The organism is Gordonia hirsuta DSM 44140 = NBRC 16056 (genome assembly GCF_000333015.1).
Classification (GTDB): Bacteria; Actinomycetota; Actinomycetes; order Mycobacteriales; family Mycobacteriaceae; genus Gordonia; species Gordonia hirsuta.
In genome coordinates this window covers 56707-72629 of sequence record NZ_BANT01000028.1, presented here as the reverse complement: position 1 = coordinate 72629, position 15923 = coordinate 56707, and the positions used below count along the sequence as shown (strand labels likewise).

Genomic DNA, 15923 nt, shown 5'->3' with positions numbered 1-15923 from the left:
GTCGCCGAACGCGGACGGTCCCTGGGGGCCGCCCCGCAGACACGGCTGGCCGACGCCGGGGACGGCCTGCGCCTGCACGGGACCAAGACCGGGGTCGCCTTCGCCGGGGGGGCCGCCGCCCTGGTGGTGACCGCACACGGCGGGGTCGCCGTCGTCGACCCGCAGGCACCCGGGGTGTCGTCGACCCGGACGCCCAGCTCGAGCGGCGCCGCCGAATACACCGTCGTCTTCGACGATGTCGTCGTCGGACCGCAGGACGTCCTGGCCGCCGACCCGCAGCCGGTGACCGAGCTCTACCGCGTGCTGCTGGCCGCCTATGCCGACGGACTGCTGGCCGGGGCGATGGCGATGACGGCCGGACACGTCACCGACCGCGAACAGTTCGGCAAGCCGATCGCCGCCTTCCAGGCGGTCGGTCAGCAATTGGCCGATGTATACGTGGTCTCGCGCACCCTGAACCTGATCGTCACCGCCGCGGCGTGGCGGCTGGCGACCGGCCGCGATGCCGCCGAGGACCTGGCGACCGCCGACTACTGGCTGGCGGCCGAGCTGCCGGCGGCCCTGCGCACCATGACGCACCTGCACGGTGGTGTCGGCGTGGATCTGAGCTATCCGCTGCACCGCTATTTCTCTCTGGCCAAGGATCTGGCCCGGCTGACCGGCGGGCCGGGGGCGACCCTGGACGCATTGGCCGAGGTCACCGTCGAGGAGGCGATGTGTTCGTAGATCTCACCGATGCGCAGCGCGCGCTGCGCGACGAATTGCGCGCCTACTTCTCCGGGCTGATCAGCCCCGAAGACGAGACGGTGATGCGCACCGAGCGGCACGGCCCGGCCTACCGCGGGGTGATCAAACAGCTCGGCGCCGACGACCGCCTGGGTGTGGGCTGGCCGCGCGAGTACGGCGGCCAGGGGTTCGGGGAGATCGAACAGCAGATCTTCACCAACGAGGCCGTCCGCGCCGATGTTCCGCTGCCAGCGGTGACCCTGCAGACCGTCGGACCCACCCTGCAGCGCTACGGCACGGACGAACAGAAGGAGAAGTTCCTGCCCGGCATCCTGACCGGTGACGTGCACTTCGCCATCGGCTACACCGAGCCGGAGGCCGGCACCGATCTGGCCGCGCTGAACACCCGCGCGGTGCGCGAGGGAGACCACTACGTCGTCAACGGGCAGAAGATCTTCACCACCGGCGGCCACGATGCGGACTACATCTGGCTGGCGGTGCGGACCGATCCGCAGGCGCCCAAACACAAGGGCATCTCGATCCTGATCGTCGACACCACCGACCCGGGATACTCGTGGACCCCGATCATCACCGCCGACGGTGCGCACCACGTCAACGCCACCTACTACAACGATGTGCGCGTTCCGGTCTCGATGCGGGTCGGCGACGAAGGCGACGGATGGCGCCTGATCACCACCCAGCTCAACCACGAGCGGGTGATGCTCGGTCCGGCCGGCCGGATCGGCGGACTGGCCGACCGGTTGCGGCAGTGGGCCACGACGGCGACCTACGACGCGCGCCCGGTGATCGAGCAGCAGGCCGTGCGCCGGGTGCTGGCCCAGATCGGCGCCTACGAACGCCTCAACGAGCTGCTCAACTGGCAGGTGGCCGCCCAGGGCGAGATCTCGATGGCCGACGCCTCGGCGACCAAGGTCTTCGCCACCGAACGGCTGCAGCTGATCTACCGGCTGATCGACGACGTCCTGACCGGATACGGCGACCTGACCGATCCGGACACCGCCGAGTTCGCCGACTGGCTGGACATGCAGGCCAAACGGAACGTGGTGATCACCTTCGGCGGCGGCGTCAACGAGGTGATGCGTGATCTGATCGCCACCGCCGGCCTGGGACTGCCGAGGAACAAACGATGAACGACGAGGCCATCACCACCGCGGCGGCCAAGATCATGGCCGCCGGCCCCAGTGCGCCGCGGCCCGGCCGCGATCCGATCAACCAGCCGATGATCCACAACTGGGTCGAGGCGATGGGCGATGCGAACCCGATCTACGTCGACGAGGCCGCCGCCCGCGCCGCCGGACATCCGAGCATCGTCGCCCCGCCGGCGATGGCGCAGGTATGGACCATGCGCGGTCTGCACGGGGTGCGCACCCCCGACGATCCGCTGGGCCTGGCCACCGCACTGTTCGACGAGGCCGGATTCACCTCGGTGGTGGCCACCAACTGCGACACCGTCTACCACCGGTACACCCGCCCCGGCGAGGAGGTGACGATCAGTGCCGAACTGATCGACGTCACCGGCCCCAAGCGCACCGCGCTGGGGGAGGGCTGGTTCTTCACCACCCGCAACACCTGGCGGGTCGGCGAGGAATGCGTCGCCGAGATGGACTTCCGCATCCTCAAGTTCCGGCCCGATTCGCCGTCGACGGCCGCTCCGGCCGAGGCGGCGCCGACCGCCGGCATCGATGTTCCGGCCGATCTGGATCCGACCCGGCTGATCCGGCCGTCGATCTCCCGGGACACCGAGTTCTTCTGGGACGGGGTGGCCGCGCACGAGCTGCGCATCCAGCAACGGGCCGACGGGTCCCTGGCGCACCCGCCGATTCCGGCCACCTGGAAACCGCGCGGACAGGACGGGCACTACCTGCCGACCGACTACGTGGTGGCCGCCGGCACCGGCACCGTCTACAGCTTCGTCGTCCATCACGCCCCGGCGGTCCCGGGCCGGGAACTGCCCTTCGTGGTGGCCCTGGTCGAACTGGACGAGGGGGTGCGCATGCTCGGCCAGCTGCGCGGAGTGGATCCGGCGCAGGTGCACATCGGGCTGCCGGTGCAGGTGGAGTTCCTCGACTTCCCGGCCGCCGGCGACGATCCGGCCGATCCCGACCAGCAGGCCTGGACGCTCTACGCCTGGAGGAAACGATGACATCGACAGCTCCCGCGATCGGCATCGGCGACACGCTGCCACCGCTGACCATCGAGGCCACCCCGACGTTCGTGGTCGCCACCGCCCTGGCCACCCGCGACTTCCAGGACGTCCATCACGACCGCGACCTGGCCCAGGCCAAAGGCTCCAAGGACATCTTCGTCAACATCCTCACCGACACCGGTCTGGTGGAACGGTTCGTGACCGACTGGGCCGGACCGCGCGCCCGGATCGGTGCGATCAACCTCAAGCTCGGGGTGCCCTGGTACGCCTACGACACCCTGGTGCTCACCGGCGAGGTGACCGCGATCGACGGACCGGTCGTCACCGTCGCGGTGACCGGCACCAACGCGCTGGGCAAGCATGTGATCGCCACGGTCACCTTCACCGACGGGGCGGGCGATGCCTGAGCGCACCCTGTCCGGCCGGGCGGCCATCGCCGGGATCGGCGCCACCGACTTCTCCAAGGACTCCGGCCGCAGCGAACTGCGGCTCGCGGCCGAGGCAGTCACCGCGGCCCTGACCGATGCGGGGCTGGCTCCGGCCGACGTGGACGGGCTGGTCACCTTCACCATGGACACCAACACCGAGATCGCGGTGGCCCGCGCGGTCGGGCTGGGGGAGCTGACCTATTTCTCCCGCATCCACTACGGCGGCGGAGCGGCCTGCTCCACGGTGCAGCAGGCGGCGATGGCGGTGGCCACCGGCGTATGCGAGGTGGTCGTGGCCTACCGGGCCTTCAACGAGCGTTCGGGGAACCGGTTCGGCCAGGTCAGCGCCGCCGTGGCCAATCAGGCCACCTCCTCGGGGGTCGACAACGCCTTCTCCTATCCGCACGGGCTGTCCACCCCGGCGGCGTTCGTGGCGATGGTCGCCCAGCGGTACATGCACCAGACCGGAGTGACCAGCGAGGACTTCGGCCGCATCGCGGTGGTCGACCGCAAACATGCCGCGGTCAACCCGAAGGCCTTCTTCTACGGCAAGCCGATCACCCTGGACGACCATCAGGCCAGCCGCTACATCGCCGAACCGCTGCACCTGCTGGACTGCTGCCAGGAGTCCGACGGTGGCGTCGCGATCGTGGTGACCACCCCCGCGCGTGCCCGGGACCTGGCGCAGCGCCCGGTCACCATCAGCGCGGCGGCCTCGGGCAGCGGCAACGACCAGTTCATCATGACCAGCTACTACCGCGACGAGCTCACCGGCCTGCCCGAGATGGGTCTGGTCGGCCGGCAACTGTGGGCGCAGGCGCAGCTGCGGCCCGACGAGATGGATCTGGCCATCTTGTACGACCACTTCACCCCGTACACCCTGATGCAACTGGAGGAGCTCGGTTTCTGCGGCTACGGGGAGGCCGGCGAGTTCGTCCGCGAACCCGGCGCCCTGGAGGTGGGCGGACGGCTGCCGCTGAACACCCACGGCGGTCAACTCGGCGAGGCCTACATCCACGGGATGAACGGCATCGCCGAAGCCGTGCGCCAACTGCGCGGTGAGTCGGTCAACCAGGTCGACGGCGCCCGCGCCGCCCTGGTGACCGCCGGTACCGGCGTCCCGACCTCCGGTTTGATCCTGACCATCGACTGACCCCGACACCCCCGACTGCCCCGACACCCCGCCTGACCACCGGCCTGCCAGCCCGACCGCCTCAAGGAGATCGCAATGAAGTTCAACCTGGCATCCGTCTTCGAGACCGTCGCCGATGCCGTTCCCGACCGGATCATCCTGTCGTACGACGGCGACGGCTTCACCTATGCCCAGATGGATGCGATGACCACGCAGGTGGCGCACCTGATGGCCGCCCACGGTATCGGCCGCGACGACAAGGTGGCCCTGTATCTGAAGAACAGTGTCGAACACGTGGCGGCACTGCTGGGCATGCTGAAGATCGGTGCGGTGCCGGTCAACATCAACTACCGCTACACCGCACCGGAACTGGAATACATCTTCACCAACTCCGATTCGGCGGCCGTCGCCGTCGAACTGCCCGAACACCAGCAGACGCTGGCCGGACTCCTGGGCAAACTGCCCGAGTTGCGCGTGATCTTCGTGATCGGGGAGACCACCGGCGAACTGGCAGCGGCCGCCGCCGAACACGGCATCGCGCTGGTCGATTTCGCCGATGCGAAGGACCAGTCGGCCGAGCGGGACTTCCCCGAGCGCACCGGTGAGGAGCTCTACATCATCTACACCGGCGGCACCACCGGCTACCCGAAGGGCGTCGTGTGGCACCACGACGACTTCTTCCGCAAACCCATCTCCGGCGGCAACCCGTACGGTCCGCCGCGGGAGAGCTACGAGGAGCTGGCCCGCGAGGTCACGAACTTCCCGTCGATCGCCTTCCTCATCGCCGCGCCCCTGATGCACGGTGCGGCGTCGTACTCCCTGTTCACCTTCCTGTCCCTGGGCGGCCGGCTGATCCTGGAACGCGAATTCGATGCAGCCACCATCGTCGGCAACATCGAACGGGACCGGCCCCAGACCATCCTGATCGTCGGGGATGCGATGGGTCTGCCGCTGGTGGAGGAGCTCGAACGCGCCGCCGGTGAGGTGGACATGTCGTCGATCTTCATGATCGCCTCCGGCGGGGCGATCTGGAGCAAGAGCGTGCGCGACCGGTACACCGCGATCAATCCCGATTGGGTGCTGCGCGACAACTTCGGTGCCTCCGAATCCGGCAACGACGGCGAGATCGAACTCGACGAGAACGGTAACCTGAAGGTCCCGGCGAACCCGCGGATGATGGTGGTCGACGAACGCTTCGAGCAGATCACCACCCCGCACGAGGTCGGCCACATCGCGCGCGTCGGCAACATCCCGCAGGGTTACTACAAGGATCCGGAGAAGACGGCCCGGACCTTCCCGACCATGGCCGACGGCACCCGGATCTCGGTTCTCGGCGATATGGGGTACGTCGACGACGACGGCGGCATCGTCTTCCTCGGCCGCGGCAGCCAGTGCATCAACACCGGCGGGGAGAAGGTGTACGCCGAGGAGGTGGAGAGCATCCTGCGGGGGCATCCGGCCATCGCCGACGTCCTCGTCGTACCGGTTCCCGACCCCAAGTACGGCCAGCAGGTGGCCGCTGTGGTGGAGATCCGTGCCGAACAGCCCGGCCCGACCACGGCCGAACTGCAGGAGTTCTGCCGCCAGTCGCTGGCCGGCTACAAGGTGCCGCGCACGGTCGTGGTGGTCGACGAAGTGCGCCGCACCCCGGCCGGCAAGGCCGACTACCGTTGGGCCAAGGCCACCGCCGAAGCGACGGTCTAAGACCACCGGTGCCGCGGCCGCCGATCAGGCAGGATCGGTGTCCATGGACACCGCTGGGGGCGGCGACGCCGGAGTGACACCGCGGCCGCGGACTCGGCGCCGGAGGTTCACCGGGGAGCTGTTGCGGTGGCTGCCGGCCGCCACCACGGTCGGTCACTACCGGTGGGGATGGCTGCGCGGGGATCTGGTGGCCGGGATCGCCGTTGCGGCGCTGATGATCCCGGCCGGGCTCGGCTACGCCGAGGTCTCGGGTCTGCCGCCGGTGCACGGCCTGTACGCCACCGTCATCCCGGTCTTCGTGTACGCGCTGATCGGGCCGTCGCGCATCCTGGTGCTGGGCCCGGAATCGGCACTGGCGCCGATCATCGCCGCGGCGATCATTCCGCTGGCGGTGACGAATATGGAGCGGCGGGTGGAGCTGGCCGGGGTGCTGGCGATCGAGGTCGGGGTGATCCTGCTGCTGGCCGGGGTGTTCCGGGCTGGGGTTTTTGACGACGCTGCTGGCCAAACCGATCCGCATCGGTTACCTCAACGGGATCGCGCTGGTGGTGGTGCTGGGTCAGGTCCCCACCCTGCTGGGCTTCTCGGGTTCGGGTGAGTCGATCCTGGAGGTGATCGTCGCGGACTGGCGCGGTATCGCCGACGGCGAGGTGGTGCCGAAGGCGGCGGCCATCGGCGCGGTCTGCCTGCTGCTTATCCTGCTGCTCAAATGGTGGCGCGCGGTGATCCCCGGGGTGCTGATCGCGGTGGCCGGGGCGATGCTCTTTCTGGTGGCCGCGGGCTGGCAGCACCCGGTCCCGGTGGTCGGGGCCATGCCCGACGGGCTGCCGGCACCGGCGCTGCCGTCGCGGGTATGGAACGACTGGGTGACGCTGCTGGTGCCGGCGGCCGGTATCGCGCTGATCGCCTTCGCCGACACCAGCGTGCTCTCGCGGACCTTCGCCGCCCGGGCGGGGCACACGGTCAACGGTAACCAGGAGGTCGGGGCGGTGGGACTGGCGAACGTCGCCGGCGGCTTCTTCGGCGGTCTCCCGGCCATCGCCTCCCGTTCGCGCACCGCGGTGGCCGAGGCCGCGGGGGCACCCAGCCAGGTCACGGCGGTGACCGGGGCGGTGCTGGTGCTGGCGGCGCTGCTGCTGATCCCCGGGGTCACCGCGTATCTGCCGTCCTCGGCGCTGGCGGCGGTGGTGATCGTGGCGGCCCTGGCGCTGCTGGCCTTCATCTACTCGGTGTCGCGGCCCTACCGCGCCGAACTCGGTGACGTCCCGGGTGTCCGCGGCTACCACGACATCACCCGCTTCCCGAATGCGCGGCTGGTGCCGGGGATGCTGATCCTGCGCTTCGACGCGCCGCTGTTCTTCGCCAACGGGGCCATGTTCGACGGCTGGGTGCGTGCCCAGGTGCGCCGTGCCCGGTCGGCGGGCCGGGAGATCAACACGGTGGTGCTGGCCTGCGAGCCGATCACCGACATCGACTCCTCGGCGATCGACGAGCTGGTGGAACTGGACGACTACCTGTCCCAACACGGGGTCGATCTGGTCTTCGCCGAGATGAAGCATCCGGTCCGCGAACAACTGGAGCGCTACCGGCTCAAACTCGACGGGAAGCCGCGTTTCGGGCCGAGTCACTTCGCTCCCACCGTAGGTTCGATGGTCGATGAGATCCTCGACGACGACTGACCGCCGCGCCGGGGCCGTCGGCGCGGCCCTGCGCCGGCTGCCCGGTGCGCAGATCCGCCCCTACCGGTCCCGCTGGCGGCTGTGGTGATCGTGGCCGCAGTCTCTCTGGTCGATGTGCGCTCGGTGATCGCACTGTTCCGGGTGGACCGGGTTGAGGGCGGGCTGACGATCGTGGCCTTCATCGACGCCTCGGTGCGCCCGTACCGTACCGAACTCGGCGATGTGCCGGCTTGCGTGGTTTTCACGACGTCAGTCGCCACCGGCAGGCCCGGCGCATCCCCGGGGTGCTGATCCTGCGTTTCGACGGCCCGTTGTTCTTCGCCAACGGGGCGCTGTTCGATGAGTGGGTGCGGGTACAGGTGACTCGGTCGGCCTCGTCGGGCCGACCGATCCGCACCGTCGTACTGGCCGCCGAACCGATCACCCGCATCGACTCCTCGGCCATCGACGAGCTCATCGAACTCGACGACTACCTGTGCCAGCACGGGATCGACCTGGTCTTCGCCGAACTGAAGGATCCGGTCCGCGAGCACCTGGAGCGCTACTGGCTGGCGGTGGGCGATCGGCCGCGGTTCGTCGACTCCCAGTTCGCCCCGACTCTCGGCGCGATCGTCGATGCTCTGCGCGAGGAGGACGCCGCATTGCGCGAGAAGAACACCGACTCGGACTGAGCCGGCGAGCGGGGCGTCTTCAACCGATGTCGGCCAGGGCCGTGAGGATCGTCCGGCGTGTCTGTTCGGCGGTCCGCTGGTGGGCGCTCAGGGCCGCCCAGTGGGCGCCGAGTGTGTCGCTGGGCTCTTCGATCAGCACGGTGCTCATACGTTCGAGCAGCGCCTGGTAGCCGCGGCGGTGCCATTGGTCGACGACGCTGGCGGCCAGGGCCGGCAGATCGCTGTCCACCGGCAGCGGCCACGGTCCGGCGGGGTTGGGTGAGGCGATCTCCATCAGCAGGTTCCGGAATGCGGGGGCGGCCGCCGGATCGGCGGCGTGCGGTCCCAGATCGACCGGCCGCAACGGTGCCCCGGCATGGACCGAACCGGCGATCAGGGCGAAGACCGCGCCGTGGCCGGGCAGGTACAGCAGCGGTGCGTCGAGGGACAGACGGTCCGGGCCGATCAGTGCGCGCACCACCGATGCGGCCAGCGACGGCGGAGCCCAGACCAGGGCGGTGAGGAACTCGCGTTCGACGGTGCGGGTGATCTCGATGTCGTCGACGGACACCGGTATGCCGAAGTCGCCGATGTCGGCGTGGTCGGTGACGGTCTCCAGGGGTGGGCGCGGTTGGTCGGCGCGCGACATGCAGGGCCCCCTCCCTGTGACGTGCCGGCCCGCGCAGGTCCGGCCGTGCCCGCTGATCCACTCCACCAGCGGCCGCAGCCCGCACCCGTCGCGGCGGATCCGGTCGGCGAGTTCGGGGGTGTGGATCACCTGGTCGACACCGTAGCCACCGATCGCCGTCCGGGAGCGATACCGGAGCAATTCGATGCGCAGGTCCCCCAGGTGCAGCGGAAACCGGATCCGCGCCGCACGGCCTCCGGTGCCCGGGGTTCGTCAACCGGTGAAGGCGGTTTCGTACTCCTTGGCCTGACTCGGCTTCAAGCCGCCGGTGACGCGCAGCAGGAGGGCGCCTTTCACCGTCGAGTACTCGGTTCCGAGTACGGTGCTGCTTCGAGCACACCGTCGATGTACGCTTTCCGCTGTTCGGCCGCGGCCTGCGATGGCCATTGTTCGATGACCGCGCCGCAGTCTGTGGCGGGCTTGCCGTCGACCGTCTCGCACTCGGTGCGGCTGTCGACCAGTGCCGTTGCCGCGATGTACCCGGTCGGTCTGCCGATCAGAGCGTTCGGGCCGTTGTCTTCATCGATCGGTATGACCCGGACAACCGTCTGCACACTCGACTGCAGCGACTCCGCGGCCTGTTGCGCGGTATGGGTGGACTGCGACGGGAGTCCTGGGGACGAAGAGACTCCGGGCTCGCTGGACTCTGATGCACACGAAACGGACATGATGAGGGAGATCGCCAGGAGTGTGCTGGCAACTGTGCGGCGCATGACTACCAGCAAAGCACTCCGGCCGGTCGTCAGGGGGCGGCCCGAGACATTCCGGGCCCCGGCGGCGTGCCGGTCCGGTCAGGTCCGGCCGTGCTCGCTGATCCACTCCACCAGCGGCCGCAGCCCGCGCCAGTCCCGGCGGATCCGGTCGGCCAGTTCCGGGGTGTGGATCACCGGGTCGAAGCCGTAGCTGCGGATCGGCGTCAGGGACCGGTACCGCAGTAATTCGATGCGCGGATGTCCGGTGGACCAGCCGCGCGGCGCGGTCTTGAGGCGGTCGCCGTCGAGTGTCCAGCCGTCAGCGGTCAGCGCCGTGAGGATCTTTTCCAGTCCGGCTCCGTGACGCGGGTGATCGATGGCGGTGCGCACTGCGGCCAGCCGGGGGCCGTCGGCCTGGTAGAAGCCGCCGGCGACGCGGAAACCGGGGGCGGCGATCTCGGCGTAGTAGCCGGTCGCCGGGGCGTCCGGTGCCGCGGCGACGAAGGCGCCCTGGTGCGTCTTGTACGGGGTCTTGTCCTTGGCGAAGCGGACGTCGCGGTAGGGGCGGAAGATCTTCGCCGCGCCGAATTCACCGGCCAGCTCGTCCATCAGGGCGGTCATCGGCTCGCGGACGTCACTGCGGTACTGGGCCTTGTGGGCCTCCCAGAAGACCTTGGAGTTGTCGATCTCCAGATCGTCGTAGAAATCGAAGGCGGCTTCGGGGAAACCGGTGAAGGTCATGGTGCCCAGGTTACGTCGCGCGCATGCCGTTCCAGTGCCGCGGTGAGGACCGACACCGGTTCGGCGGCGGCCCGTACCAGCGCGACCCGGGCGCCGAGGGCGGCTCCGGCCCGTTCCCCGGGGGCAGCCGGCAGCGGCAGCGACACCTGTCCCGGCGGCGCCGGATCGGTGAGCCAGGTCCGCGGGACGATGCACGCCCAACGGCCGGTGCCGGCCAAGGCCAGCAGCGTCGAGACCGCATCGGTCTCTACCCGGGGCTCGAGCACCACCTGGTGCGCGGCGGCGGCCTCGTCGACCAGATCCCGCCCGCGCATGCCGGTCCGCAGCAGACACAGCGGCAGCTCGGCGACCGCGGCCCAGGCCGGCGCTCCGGTCCGGTCCGGTGTCAGCGGCCGGAGAAGGGCGGCCTCGGCGACCAGGACGTGGTTCTCGTAGTAGAGGGTGGTCACCGCCAGACCGGAGACGTCGATCCCGTCGGGATACACCAGGCCGGCGTCGAGTTCGAACCGGCGGATCCGGTCGGCGATCTGCGCCGACTGCAGTCCGGCGTCGAGTCCTACCCGCACCTGCGGATGGGCGTGGGCGAGACCGTCGATCAGCGCGGTGACCGTGGTCGCCGCTCCGGGGACCGCGCCCAGGCGCAGCCGGCCGGTCAACGCCCCGGCCAATGCCGATGCGGCCTGTTCCATACCGTCGCGGTCGGCGAGGATCCGGCGGGCCCAGTCCGCCAGCTGTTCGCCCTCGGGGGTCAGTCCCTGAAAGTTCTGCGTGCGCCGCACCAGAGGAACCCCGAGCCCGCGTTCGAGCTTGCCGATCGCCTCCGACAGCGCCGGCTGCGAGACGTAGCAGGCGGCCGCGGCCCGGGAGAAGTGACGTTCGCGGGCCAGTGCGACGAAGTATTCGAGCTGGCGGAACAGCATGCGCTGTTTGTAGCACATCGGGAAACCGGCGACACCACGGGTGATAGGTCTGACCGATCACGCGATCGAAAACTGATCTTGGCGCCGATGGCTGGATGCGGGCCACCATGAAGGGGATCCGGCAGGGCGCGGGTGGCGGGCGCAGGGGGCTGAGAGCAGAACAAGCGAGGGCAGGGTTGTGAGGCGACGAACGACGACGCCGGTGCCGCCGGCCTGGCGGCCGGACCGGCACGACCACGCCCACGCCCTGCGGCTGGCGATCGCCCTGGCGTTGGCCGGCACGGCTCTCCTGGCGACGGGCCGCCCCGAGCTCCTGGTGTACGCGGTCTTCGGCTCGTTCGCCGGAATGTACGGCCGCTACCTGCACGGCTGGGCGCGCAGTCGTGCGCAGCTGCGCGGCGGGGTGCTGCTGTGTGCGGCCATCGCGATCGGCGTGGTGCTGGCCCACCTGGCCGTCCCGGGCGTGGTGCTGGTGCTCACCGAGACGGTCTTCGCCGCCGGGGCCTCGCTACTGGCCGACCGGTGGCGGTTGCGCCCGTCCGGACCGTTCTTCGCGATCTTCGCCCTGGGGGCCACGGCGCTGGTGCCGGCGCAGGTGGCGCCGATCTCCGTGGCGCTGGCGGTCGGGGTGGGCACGGCACTGCTGGCGGTGCTCATCGGCGCGGTCGCCGCCGGTCCGGCCACGGCAGAGGTCGTCGTGCCCGCACCCTACCGGCCGGTGGCCGCGCGGATCCATGCGCTGCGCTACCTGGTCGCCGTCGGCACCGCCGGCGGCCTCGGGCTGGCGTTGGGGCTGGATCATGCGAACTGGGCGATGGCCGCCGCTGCGGTGCCGCTGGCGGCGATCGACACCGGCGCCGTGTCGTCGACCGAACTGCGCGGGGTGCTGCGCCGGGCCGGGCATCGGATCGCCGGGACGCTGGCTGGACTGGCGGCCACCGCGGCGCTGCTTCCGTTGAATCTGGGTGAGTCTGAGCTGGTGCTGGTGATCCTGCTGCTGGTGTTTCCGACCGAATTGTTCATGACCCGGCATTACGGGCTGGCCATCGGCTTCTTCACGCCGCTGATCATGGCGATGACGCAGTTGTCCACGCCGATGCCGCCGGGCCGGCTGCTGGCCGAGCGCACCCTGGACACCCTGATCGGGGTGGCTTGCGGCGTAGCGGCGGCCCTGTGGGTGCGCGGCCCGAGTCGGCGGTGGATCAGGGTCGATCCGGTTCGGCTGCCGCCACCTGCTCCGGATGCAGCTCCTGCTCACCCAGTGGTTCGCCGAGTGTCAACTCGGGGTCGATCACCTGCCGCGGGGAGAACCAGCCCAGGAAGACCGCACCGGCCAGCAATACGCCGCCGAGTACCAGGCAGGCCTGCTGCATGGGCGGCAGGAAGGCGTGTTCGGCCCCGGAGCGGATGAATCCCGTTAGTTCGGCGGCCTGCGGTGGCAGCTGGTTGGCCACCTCCACCGCGCCGGCCAGGGACCGTTCGATGCCGTCGGCGGCCTGCGCGGCCGCCTCCGGACCGCCCAGCGGAGCGAGCTGTTCGCGTGCGGCCGCGGCGGTGGGACCGATGCGGCTGGAATAGCCGGCCGCCATCAGACTGCCGGCCAGACCGATGCTGATGGCCGCGCCGAGTTCCCGGGCGGTGTCGTTGACCGCCGAGCCCACGCCCTGATTGTCCAGGGGTGTGTTGGCCATGATGGCCGTGGTCGACGGCGCCGTGGCCAGGCCAATGCCGACCGCGGCTACCGCCAGCATGATCGCCAGTTTCCAGTACTGGTCGACGTCGAAGATGCCCATGGCCAGCACGCCGGCCGCAGAGATCGCGATGCCCCCGCCCAGAACGAAACGCAGCGAGTGGAATCGCACCGCGATCCAGTTGCCCAGCAGCGCGAAGATGCCCACACCGATCACCATCGGGATCAGGGCGAAGGCCGACTTGAGCGGGGAGTAGCCGAACACCAGCTGCAGCAGCAGGATCAGATAGAAGACGCCGAACGAGGCGAAGAACTGCAGTGCCACCGACAGGGAACCGGAAGCGAAGGCGCGGTTGCCGAACAGGTCGACGTCCAGCAGCGGGGAGGTCCGGCGCTTCTCGATCACCACGAAGGCGACACCGAGCAGTGCGCCGCCGATCAGGGTCGCCAGGATCAGCGGGTCGGTCCAGCCGCGGCTGGGGGCCTCCAGAAGGCCGAAGATGACGCCGGTGACAGCCAGCACCGAGGTGATCGAACCGATGAAGTCGAAGGGCCCGGGGTCGGCGTCCTTGGACGAGCCGATGGTGAAGGTGAGTCCCAGGGTCACCAGCGCCGCCGCGGCGAAGGTGATGAACACCGAATGCCAGCTGAAGAACTCCAGCAGCACACCGGTGGCGAAGAAGCCCAGGATCGCGCCGATACCGGCGATCGCCGACCAGATACTCACCCCGATCGCGCGCTGATGGCGCGGGACGCCCGCGGTGATCAGCGACAGCGTCGTGGGCATGATCAGGGCGGCGCCCACGCCTGCGGCGAACCGGGTGGCGATCAGTTCACCGGGGTCTGCACCCACACCGCCGCCAGCGAGGCGATCCCGAAGATCACCAGGCCGAGCATCAGGATGCCGCGGCGGCCGAAGCGGTCACCGACGGCACCGGCCGGCAGCAGCAGCGCGGCCAGGATCAGGGTGTAGCCGTCGATGATCCAGGTCATCTGGACACTGGTCGCGTGCACATCGCGCGCGATGTCGGGCAGGGCGGTGTTCAGTGCGGCCATCGCCAGCCACCACCAGGCTCACCGCCATACAGGCGACGAGGATCAACCAGATCGTCCGCAGACTCCATGCCCCGACACGCATACCCGCCCCTACTTGTAACATTCGTAACTTGTGTCACAGTGGTTGTACGGAATCACACCGCTTCCAACCGAAAGTGAACCGTCATGGCTTCTCATCACGTCGCCCCGTCCCGTGTCTCCGCCACTGACCTGTCGCCCGGCCGCCTGCACCTGTGGCGGGTCTTAGCGCTGCTCACCGTCCTGGTCGGTGTGCTGGCGCTGATCCTGGTGCTGCTCACCGGCGCCGCCTGAGTCTAAGCCGCGTCGTCGGCGTGGCCGGCGATTGCCTCGCCGACCGGTCCCAGCGCCGCGGCGACGTACCCCTTGCCCTTACCGCGCAGGCTCGTATAGGCCTTCGCCAGCGGCGCCGCGGCGCTCTGCGCCTGCTGGTCGGTCACCGCCAGCAGGGCTTCGCTGGCCGCCTCCGAGTGCGCGGTCAGGTACTCCCCGAACGGGCTGGATCCGCGCTCGTCCCAGAACGGGGCGAGTGCGTCGAGGAAGCCCGGCAGCATGTGCCAGGTGGCCGTGGCCACGATGCCCGGCTTGAATTTGCGCACCGTGGCATAGGCGGCCTTCACCGCCGCCCCCGACATCCCGGTCTGGCCCTTCACCTCGTCGTCGACGACCTGCGCCAGATCTTGGGCGAGTGCCTCGCGCTGAGCGAGCAGGGGGGCCAGGGACGAGGTCATCGAAGGTCTCCTTAGGGCGGAACGGCCGACCGGTGGGTCAGGGTGAGGGTGACAGCACGACGTTCGCCAGGGCGGGCGCGTCGTCGCGCTCGACCACGGCGACCGACGCCAGCAATCGTTTCCCATCCTCCCAGGCCCGGATCCGCAGCGTCTCACCGGGGAAGACGACGCCGGCAAAGTTGGCGCCGAAGCCGCCGACACGGGCGGTGTCCCCGCCGAAGACCGCATCGGCCAGTGCCCGGCACACCGTCCCGTAGGTGCACAGCCCATGCAGGATCGGTCGCGGAAAGCCGGCCGCCGCGGCGAACTGCGGATCGCTGTGCAGCGGATTGCGATCACCGCACAGCCGGTACAGCAGGGCCTGCTGCGGCAGTGTTGGGGCGACCAGATCGTAGTCCGGTTCCCGCTCGGGCAGGGTGAGGCGGGTGGAGCTGCCGCGCTCGCCGCCGAAGCCGCCCTCGCCTTTGGCGAAGATGGAACTGCGCGCGGTCCACAGCGGGCTGCCGGTCTCGTCGACGGTCTGCGACTCCTGCACGATCACCGCGGCCGAACCCTTGTCCTGGACCTCGGCGATCCGGGTGGAGGTGGTGGCGGTGCCCGACGGCGGCAGCGGCCGGTGCACCTGCACCTCCTGGCTGCCGTGCACCACCTTGGCCAGATCGATGTCGACGCCGGGGAAGCGGACGGTGGGCGGCTGCGTGGCCAGGAAGGTGGCGGCCACCGTGGCGAAGGTCGGCAGGACCTTCGGGTCGGCGTCGCACACGTACTCCAGCCCGGCCGGGTCCATCGGGTCAGCGGCGGCGCCGACGGCGAGGTTGTAGAGGGCTACTTCGCGCGGCGTCCAGGAGAAGGTGGTGGCGCCCAGGTCGGCGCCGACGGCGATGGCCGGATCGATGGGCAT

The 15923-nt window shown here is 69.8% G+C and carries 17 protein-coding genes and 2 pseudogenes; 12 read left to right on the top strand and 7 right to left on the bottom strand.

Annotation, left to right across the window (positions count from 1 at the left end; translation table 11 throughout):
* The 10 genes from GOHSU_RS11000 to GOHSU_RS17255 all read left to right on the top strand — a co-directional run.
* Nucleotides 1-726, top strand: a 726-nt coding sequence (locus tag GOHSU_RS11000; RefSeq protein ID WP_005941298.1) for an acyl-CoA dehydrogenase family protein, incomplete at its 5' end; no start/stop codon positions are given.
* The gene (locus tag GOHSU_RS10995; protein ID WP_005941295.1) at nt 717-1877 is read left to right on the top strand and encodes an acyl-CoA dehydrogenase family protein; all 1161 of its coding nucleotides are present in this window, start codon (nt 717-719) and stop codon (nt 1875-1877) included. The genes GOHSU_RS11000 and GOHSU_RS10995, both read left to right, overlap by 10 nt.
* Entirely contained in the window at nt 1874-2890 is a 1017-nt protein-coding gene (locus GOHSU_RS10990) for a bifunctional MaoC family dehydratase N-terminal/OB-fold nucleic acid binding domain-containing protein (RefSeq protein ID WP_005941293.1), read from the top strand. The genes GOHSU_RS10995 and GOHSU_RS10990 overlap by 4 nt, the downstream gene beginning before the upstream one ends.
* Complete coding sequence (locus tag GOHSU_RS10985) at nt 2887-3300, top strand: MaoC family dehydratase (protein ID WP_005941290.1); 414 nt, start codon at nt 2887-2889, stop codon at nt 3298-3300. The genes GOHSU_RS10990 and GOHSU_RS10985 overlap by 4 nt, the downstream gene beginning before the upstream one ends.
* Nucleotides 3293-4474, top strand: a complete 1182-nt coding sequence (locus GOHSU_RS10980; RefSeq protein ID WP_005941287.1) for a lipid-transfer protein — start codon at nt 3293-3295, stop codon at nt 4472-4474. Before GOHSU_RS10985 ends, GOHSU_RS10980 begins: the two co-directional genes overlap by 8 nt.
* A 75-nt stretch (nt 4475-4549) precedes the next feature.
* Entirely contained in the window at nt 4550-6157 is a 1608-nt protein-coding gene (locus tag GOHSU_RS10975) for an AMP-binding protein (protein ID WP_005941283.1), read from the top strand.
* 43 nt (nt 6158-6200) lie between these two features.
* Nucleotides 6201-6755 carry a SulP family inorganic anion transporter gene (locus GOHSU_RS17395; protein ID WP_005941281.1) on the top strand — a complete coding sequence of 185 codons (555 nt, stop codon included), beginning with the start codon at nt 6201-6203 and terminating at the stop codon, nt 6753-6755.
* A complete protein-coding gene (locus GOHSU_RS10970; RefSeq protein WP_005941279.1) occupies nt 6646-7836 on the top strand; it encodes a SulP family inorganic anion transporter in 1191 nt (396 codons plus the stop codon). The genes GOHSU_RS17395 and GOHSU_RS10970 overlap by 110 nt, the downstream gene beginning before the upstream one ends.
* An 81-nt stretch (nt 7837-7917) precedes the next feature.
* Nucleotides 7918-8127, top strand: a complete 210-nt coding sequence (locus GOHSU_RS17260; protein WP_024332932.1) for a hypothetical protein — start codon at nt 7918-7920, stop codon at nt 8125-8127.
* Nucleotides 8121-8507 (top strand): STAS domain-containing protein, encoded by a 387-nt coding sequence (locus GOHSU_RS17255; protein ID WP_024332931.1) that lies wholly within the window; start codon nt 8121-8123, stop codon nt 8505-8507. Before GOHSU_RS17260 ends, GOHSU_RS17255 begins: the two co-directional genes overlap by 7 nt.
* 19 nt (nt 8508-8526) lie before the next feature.
* Here GOHSU_RS17255 and GOHSU_RS16330 read toward each other — a convergent pair whose 3' ends face one another.
* From GOHSU_RS16330 to GOHSU_RS10940, 4 genes are all read right to left on the bottom strand, one after another.
* Nucleotides 8527-9135: a hypothetical protein gene (locus GOHSU_RS16330; protein WP_155821154.1), complete on the bottom strand. Its 609-nt coding sequence runs from the start codon at nt 9133-9135 to the stop codon at nt 8527-8529.
* A 332-nt stretch (nt 9136-9467) separates the two neighbouring features.
* Nucleotides 9468-9887 carry a hypothetical protein gene (locus tag GOHSU_RS16905; RefSeq protein ID WP_005941270.1) on the bottom strand — a complete coding sequence of 140 codons (420 nt, stop codon included), beginning with the start codon at nt 9885-9887 and terminating at the stop codon, nt 9468-9470.
* A 78-nt stretch (nt 9888-9965) separates the two neighbouring features.
* Nucleotides 9966-10607, bottom strand: coding sequence for a DUF2461 domain-containing protein (locus GOHSU_RS10945; protein ID WP_005941267.1), 642 nt, complete (start codon nt 10605-10607; stop codon nt 9966-9968).
* Nucleotides 10604-11527 (bottom strand): LysR family transcriptional regulator, encoded by a 924-nt coding sequence (locus GOHSU_RS10940; RefSeq protein WP_024332929.1) that lies wholly within the window; start codon nt 11525-11527, stop codon nt 10604-10606. The genes GOHSU_RS10945 and GOHSU_RS10940 overlap by 4 nt, the downstream gene beginning before the upstream one ends.
* Before the next feature lie 346 nt (nt 11528-11873).
* Between GOHSU_RS10940 and GOHSU_RS17330 the strand changes: the two are divergent.
* Nucleotides 11874-12680, top strand: a pseudogene (locus tag GOHSU_RS17330) (FUSC family protein); the annotation flags it as partial.
* Between the two features lie 49 nt (nt 12681-12729).
* Here the strand turns inward: GOHSU_RS17330 and GOHSU_RS10930 are convergent.
* Nucleotides 12730-14376 (bottom strand): annotated as a pseudogene (locus GOHSU_RS10930) (MFS transporter).
* A 62-nt stretch (nt 14377-14438) separates the two neighbouring features.
* On the opposite strand from GOHSU_RS10930, the gene GOHSU_RS17035 reads away from it, so the two are divergent.
* Nucleotides 14439-14585 (top strand): hypothetical protein, encoded by a 147-nt coding sequence (locus GOHSU_RS17035; protein ID WP_005941253.1) that lies wholly within the window; start codon nt 14439-14441, stop codon nt 14583-14585.
* 2 nt (nt 14586-14587) lie between these two features.
* On the opposite strand, the gene GOHSU_RS10925 is transcribed toward GOHSU_RS17035, so the two are convergent.
* Both GOHSU_RS10925 and chsH3 read right to left on the bottom strand, forming a co-directional pair.
* Nucleotides 14588-15022, bottom strand: coding sequence for a DUF6918 family protein (locus GOHSU_RS10925; protein ID WP_024332927.1), 435 nt, complete (start codon nt 15020-15022; stop codon nt 14588-14590).
* A gap of 37 nt (nt 15023-15059) precedes the next feature.
* On the bottom strand, nt 15060-15923 hold the full coding sequence (gene chsH3 / locus GOHSU_RS10920; protein WP_005941246.1) for an enoyl-CoA hydratase ChsH3: 864 nt from the start codon (nt 15921-15923) through the stop codon (nt 15060-15062).

Coding starts and splice junctions, on each gene's coding strand:
- GOHSU_RS10990 (WP_005941293.1), top strand. CDS start 1,874: ATGAACGACGAGGCCATCACCACCGCGGCGGCCAAGATCATGGCCGCC.
- GOHSU_RS10985 (WP_005941290.1), top strand. CDS start 2,887: ATGACATCGACAGCTCCCGCGATCGGCATCGGCGACACGCTGCCACCG.
- GOHSU_RS10980 (WP_005941287.1), top strand. CDS start 3,293: ATGCCTGAGCGCACCCTGTCCGGCCGGGCGGCCATCGCCGGGATCGGC.
- GOHSU_RS10975 (WP_005941283.1), top strand. CDS start 4,550: ATGAAGTTCAACCTGGCATCCGTCTTCGAGACCGTCGCCGATGCCGTT.
- GOHSU_RS17395 (WP_005941281.1), top strand. CDS start 6,201: ATGGACACCGCTGGGGGCGGCGACGCCGGAGTGACACCGCGGCCGCGG.
- GOHSU_RS16330 (WP_155821154.1), bottom strand. CDS start 9,135: ATGTCGCGCGCCGACCAACCGCGCCCACCCCTGGAGACCGTCACCGAC.
- GOHSU_RS16905 (WP_005941270.1), bottom strand. CDS start 9,887: ATGCGCCGCACAGTTGCCAGCACACTCCTGGCGATCTCCCTCATCATG.
- GOHSU_RS10945 (WP_005941267.1), bottom strand. CDS start 10,607: ATGACCTTCACCGGTTTCCCCGAAGCCGCCTTCGATTTCTACGACGAT.
- GOHSU_RS10940 (WP_024332929.1), bottom strand. CDS start 11,527: ATGCTGTTCCGCCAGCTCGAATACTTCGTCGCACTGGCCCGCGAACGT.
- GOHSU_RS17035 (WP_005941253.1), top strand. CDS start 14,439: ATGGCTTCTCATCACGTCGCCCCGTCCCGTGTCTCCGCCACTGACCTG.
- GOHSU_RS10925 (WP_024332927.1), bottom strand. CDS start 15,022: ATGACCTCGTCCCTGGCCCCCCTGCTCGCTCAGCGCGAGGCACTCGCC.
- chsH3 (WP_005941246.1), bottom strand. CDS start 15,923: ATGCCCATCGATCCGGCCATCGCCGTCGGCGCCGACCTGGGCGCCACC.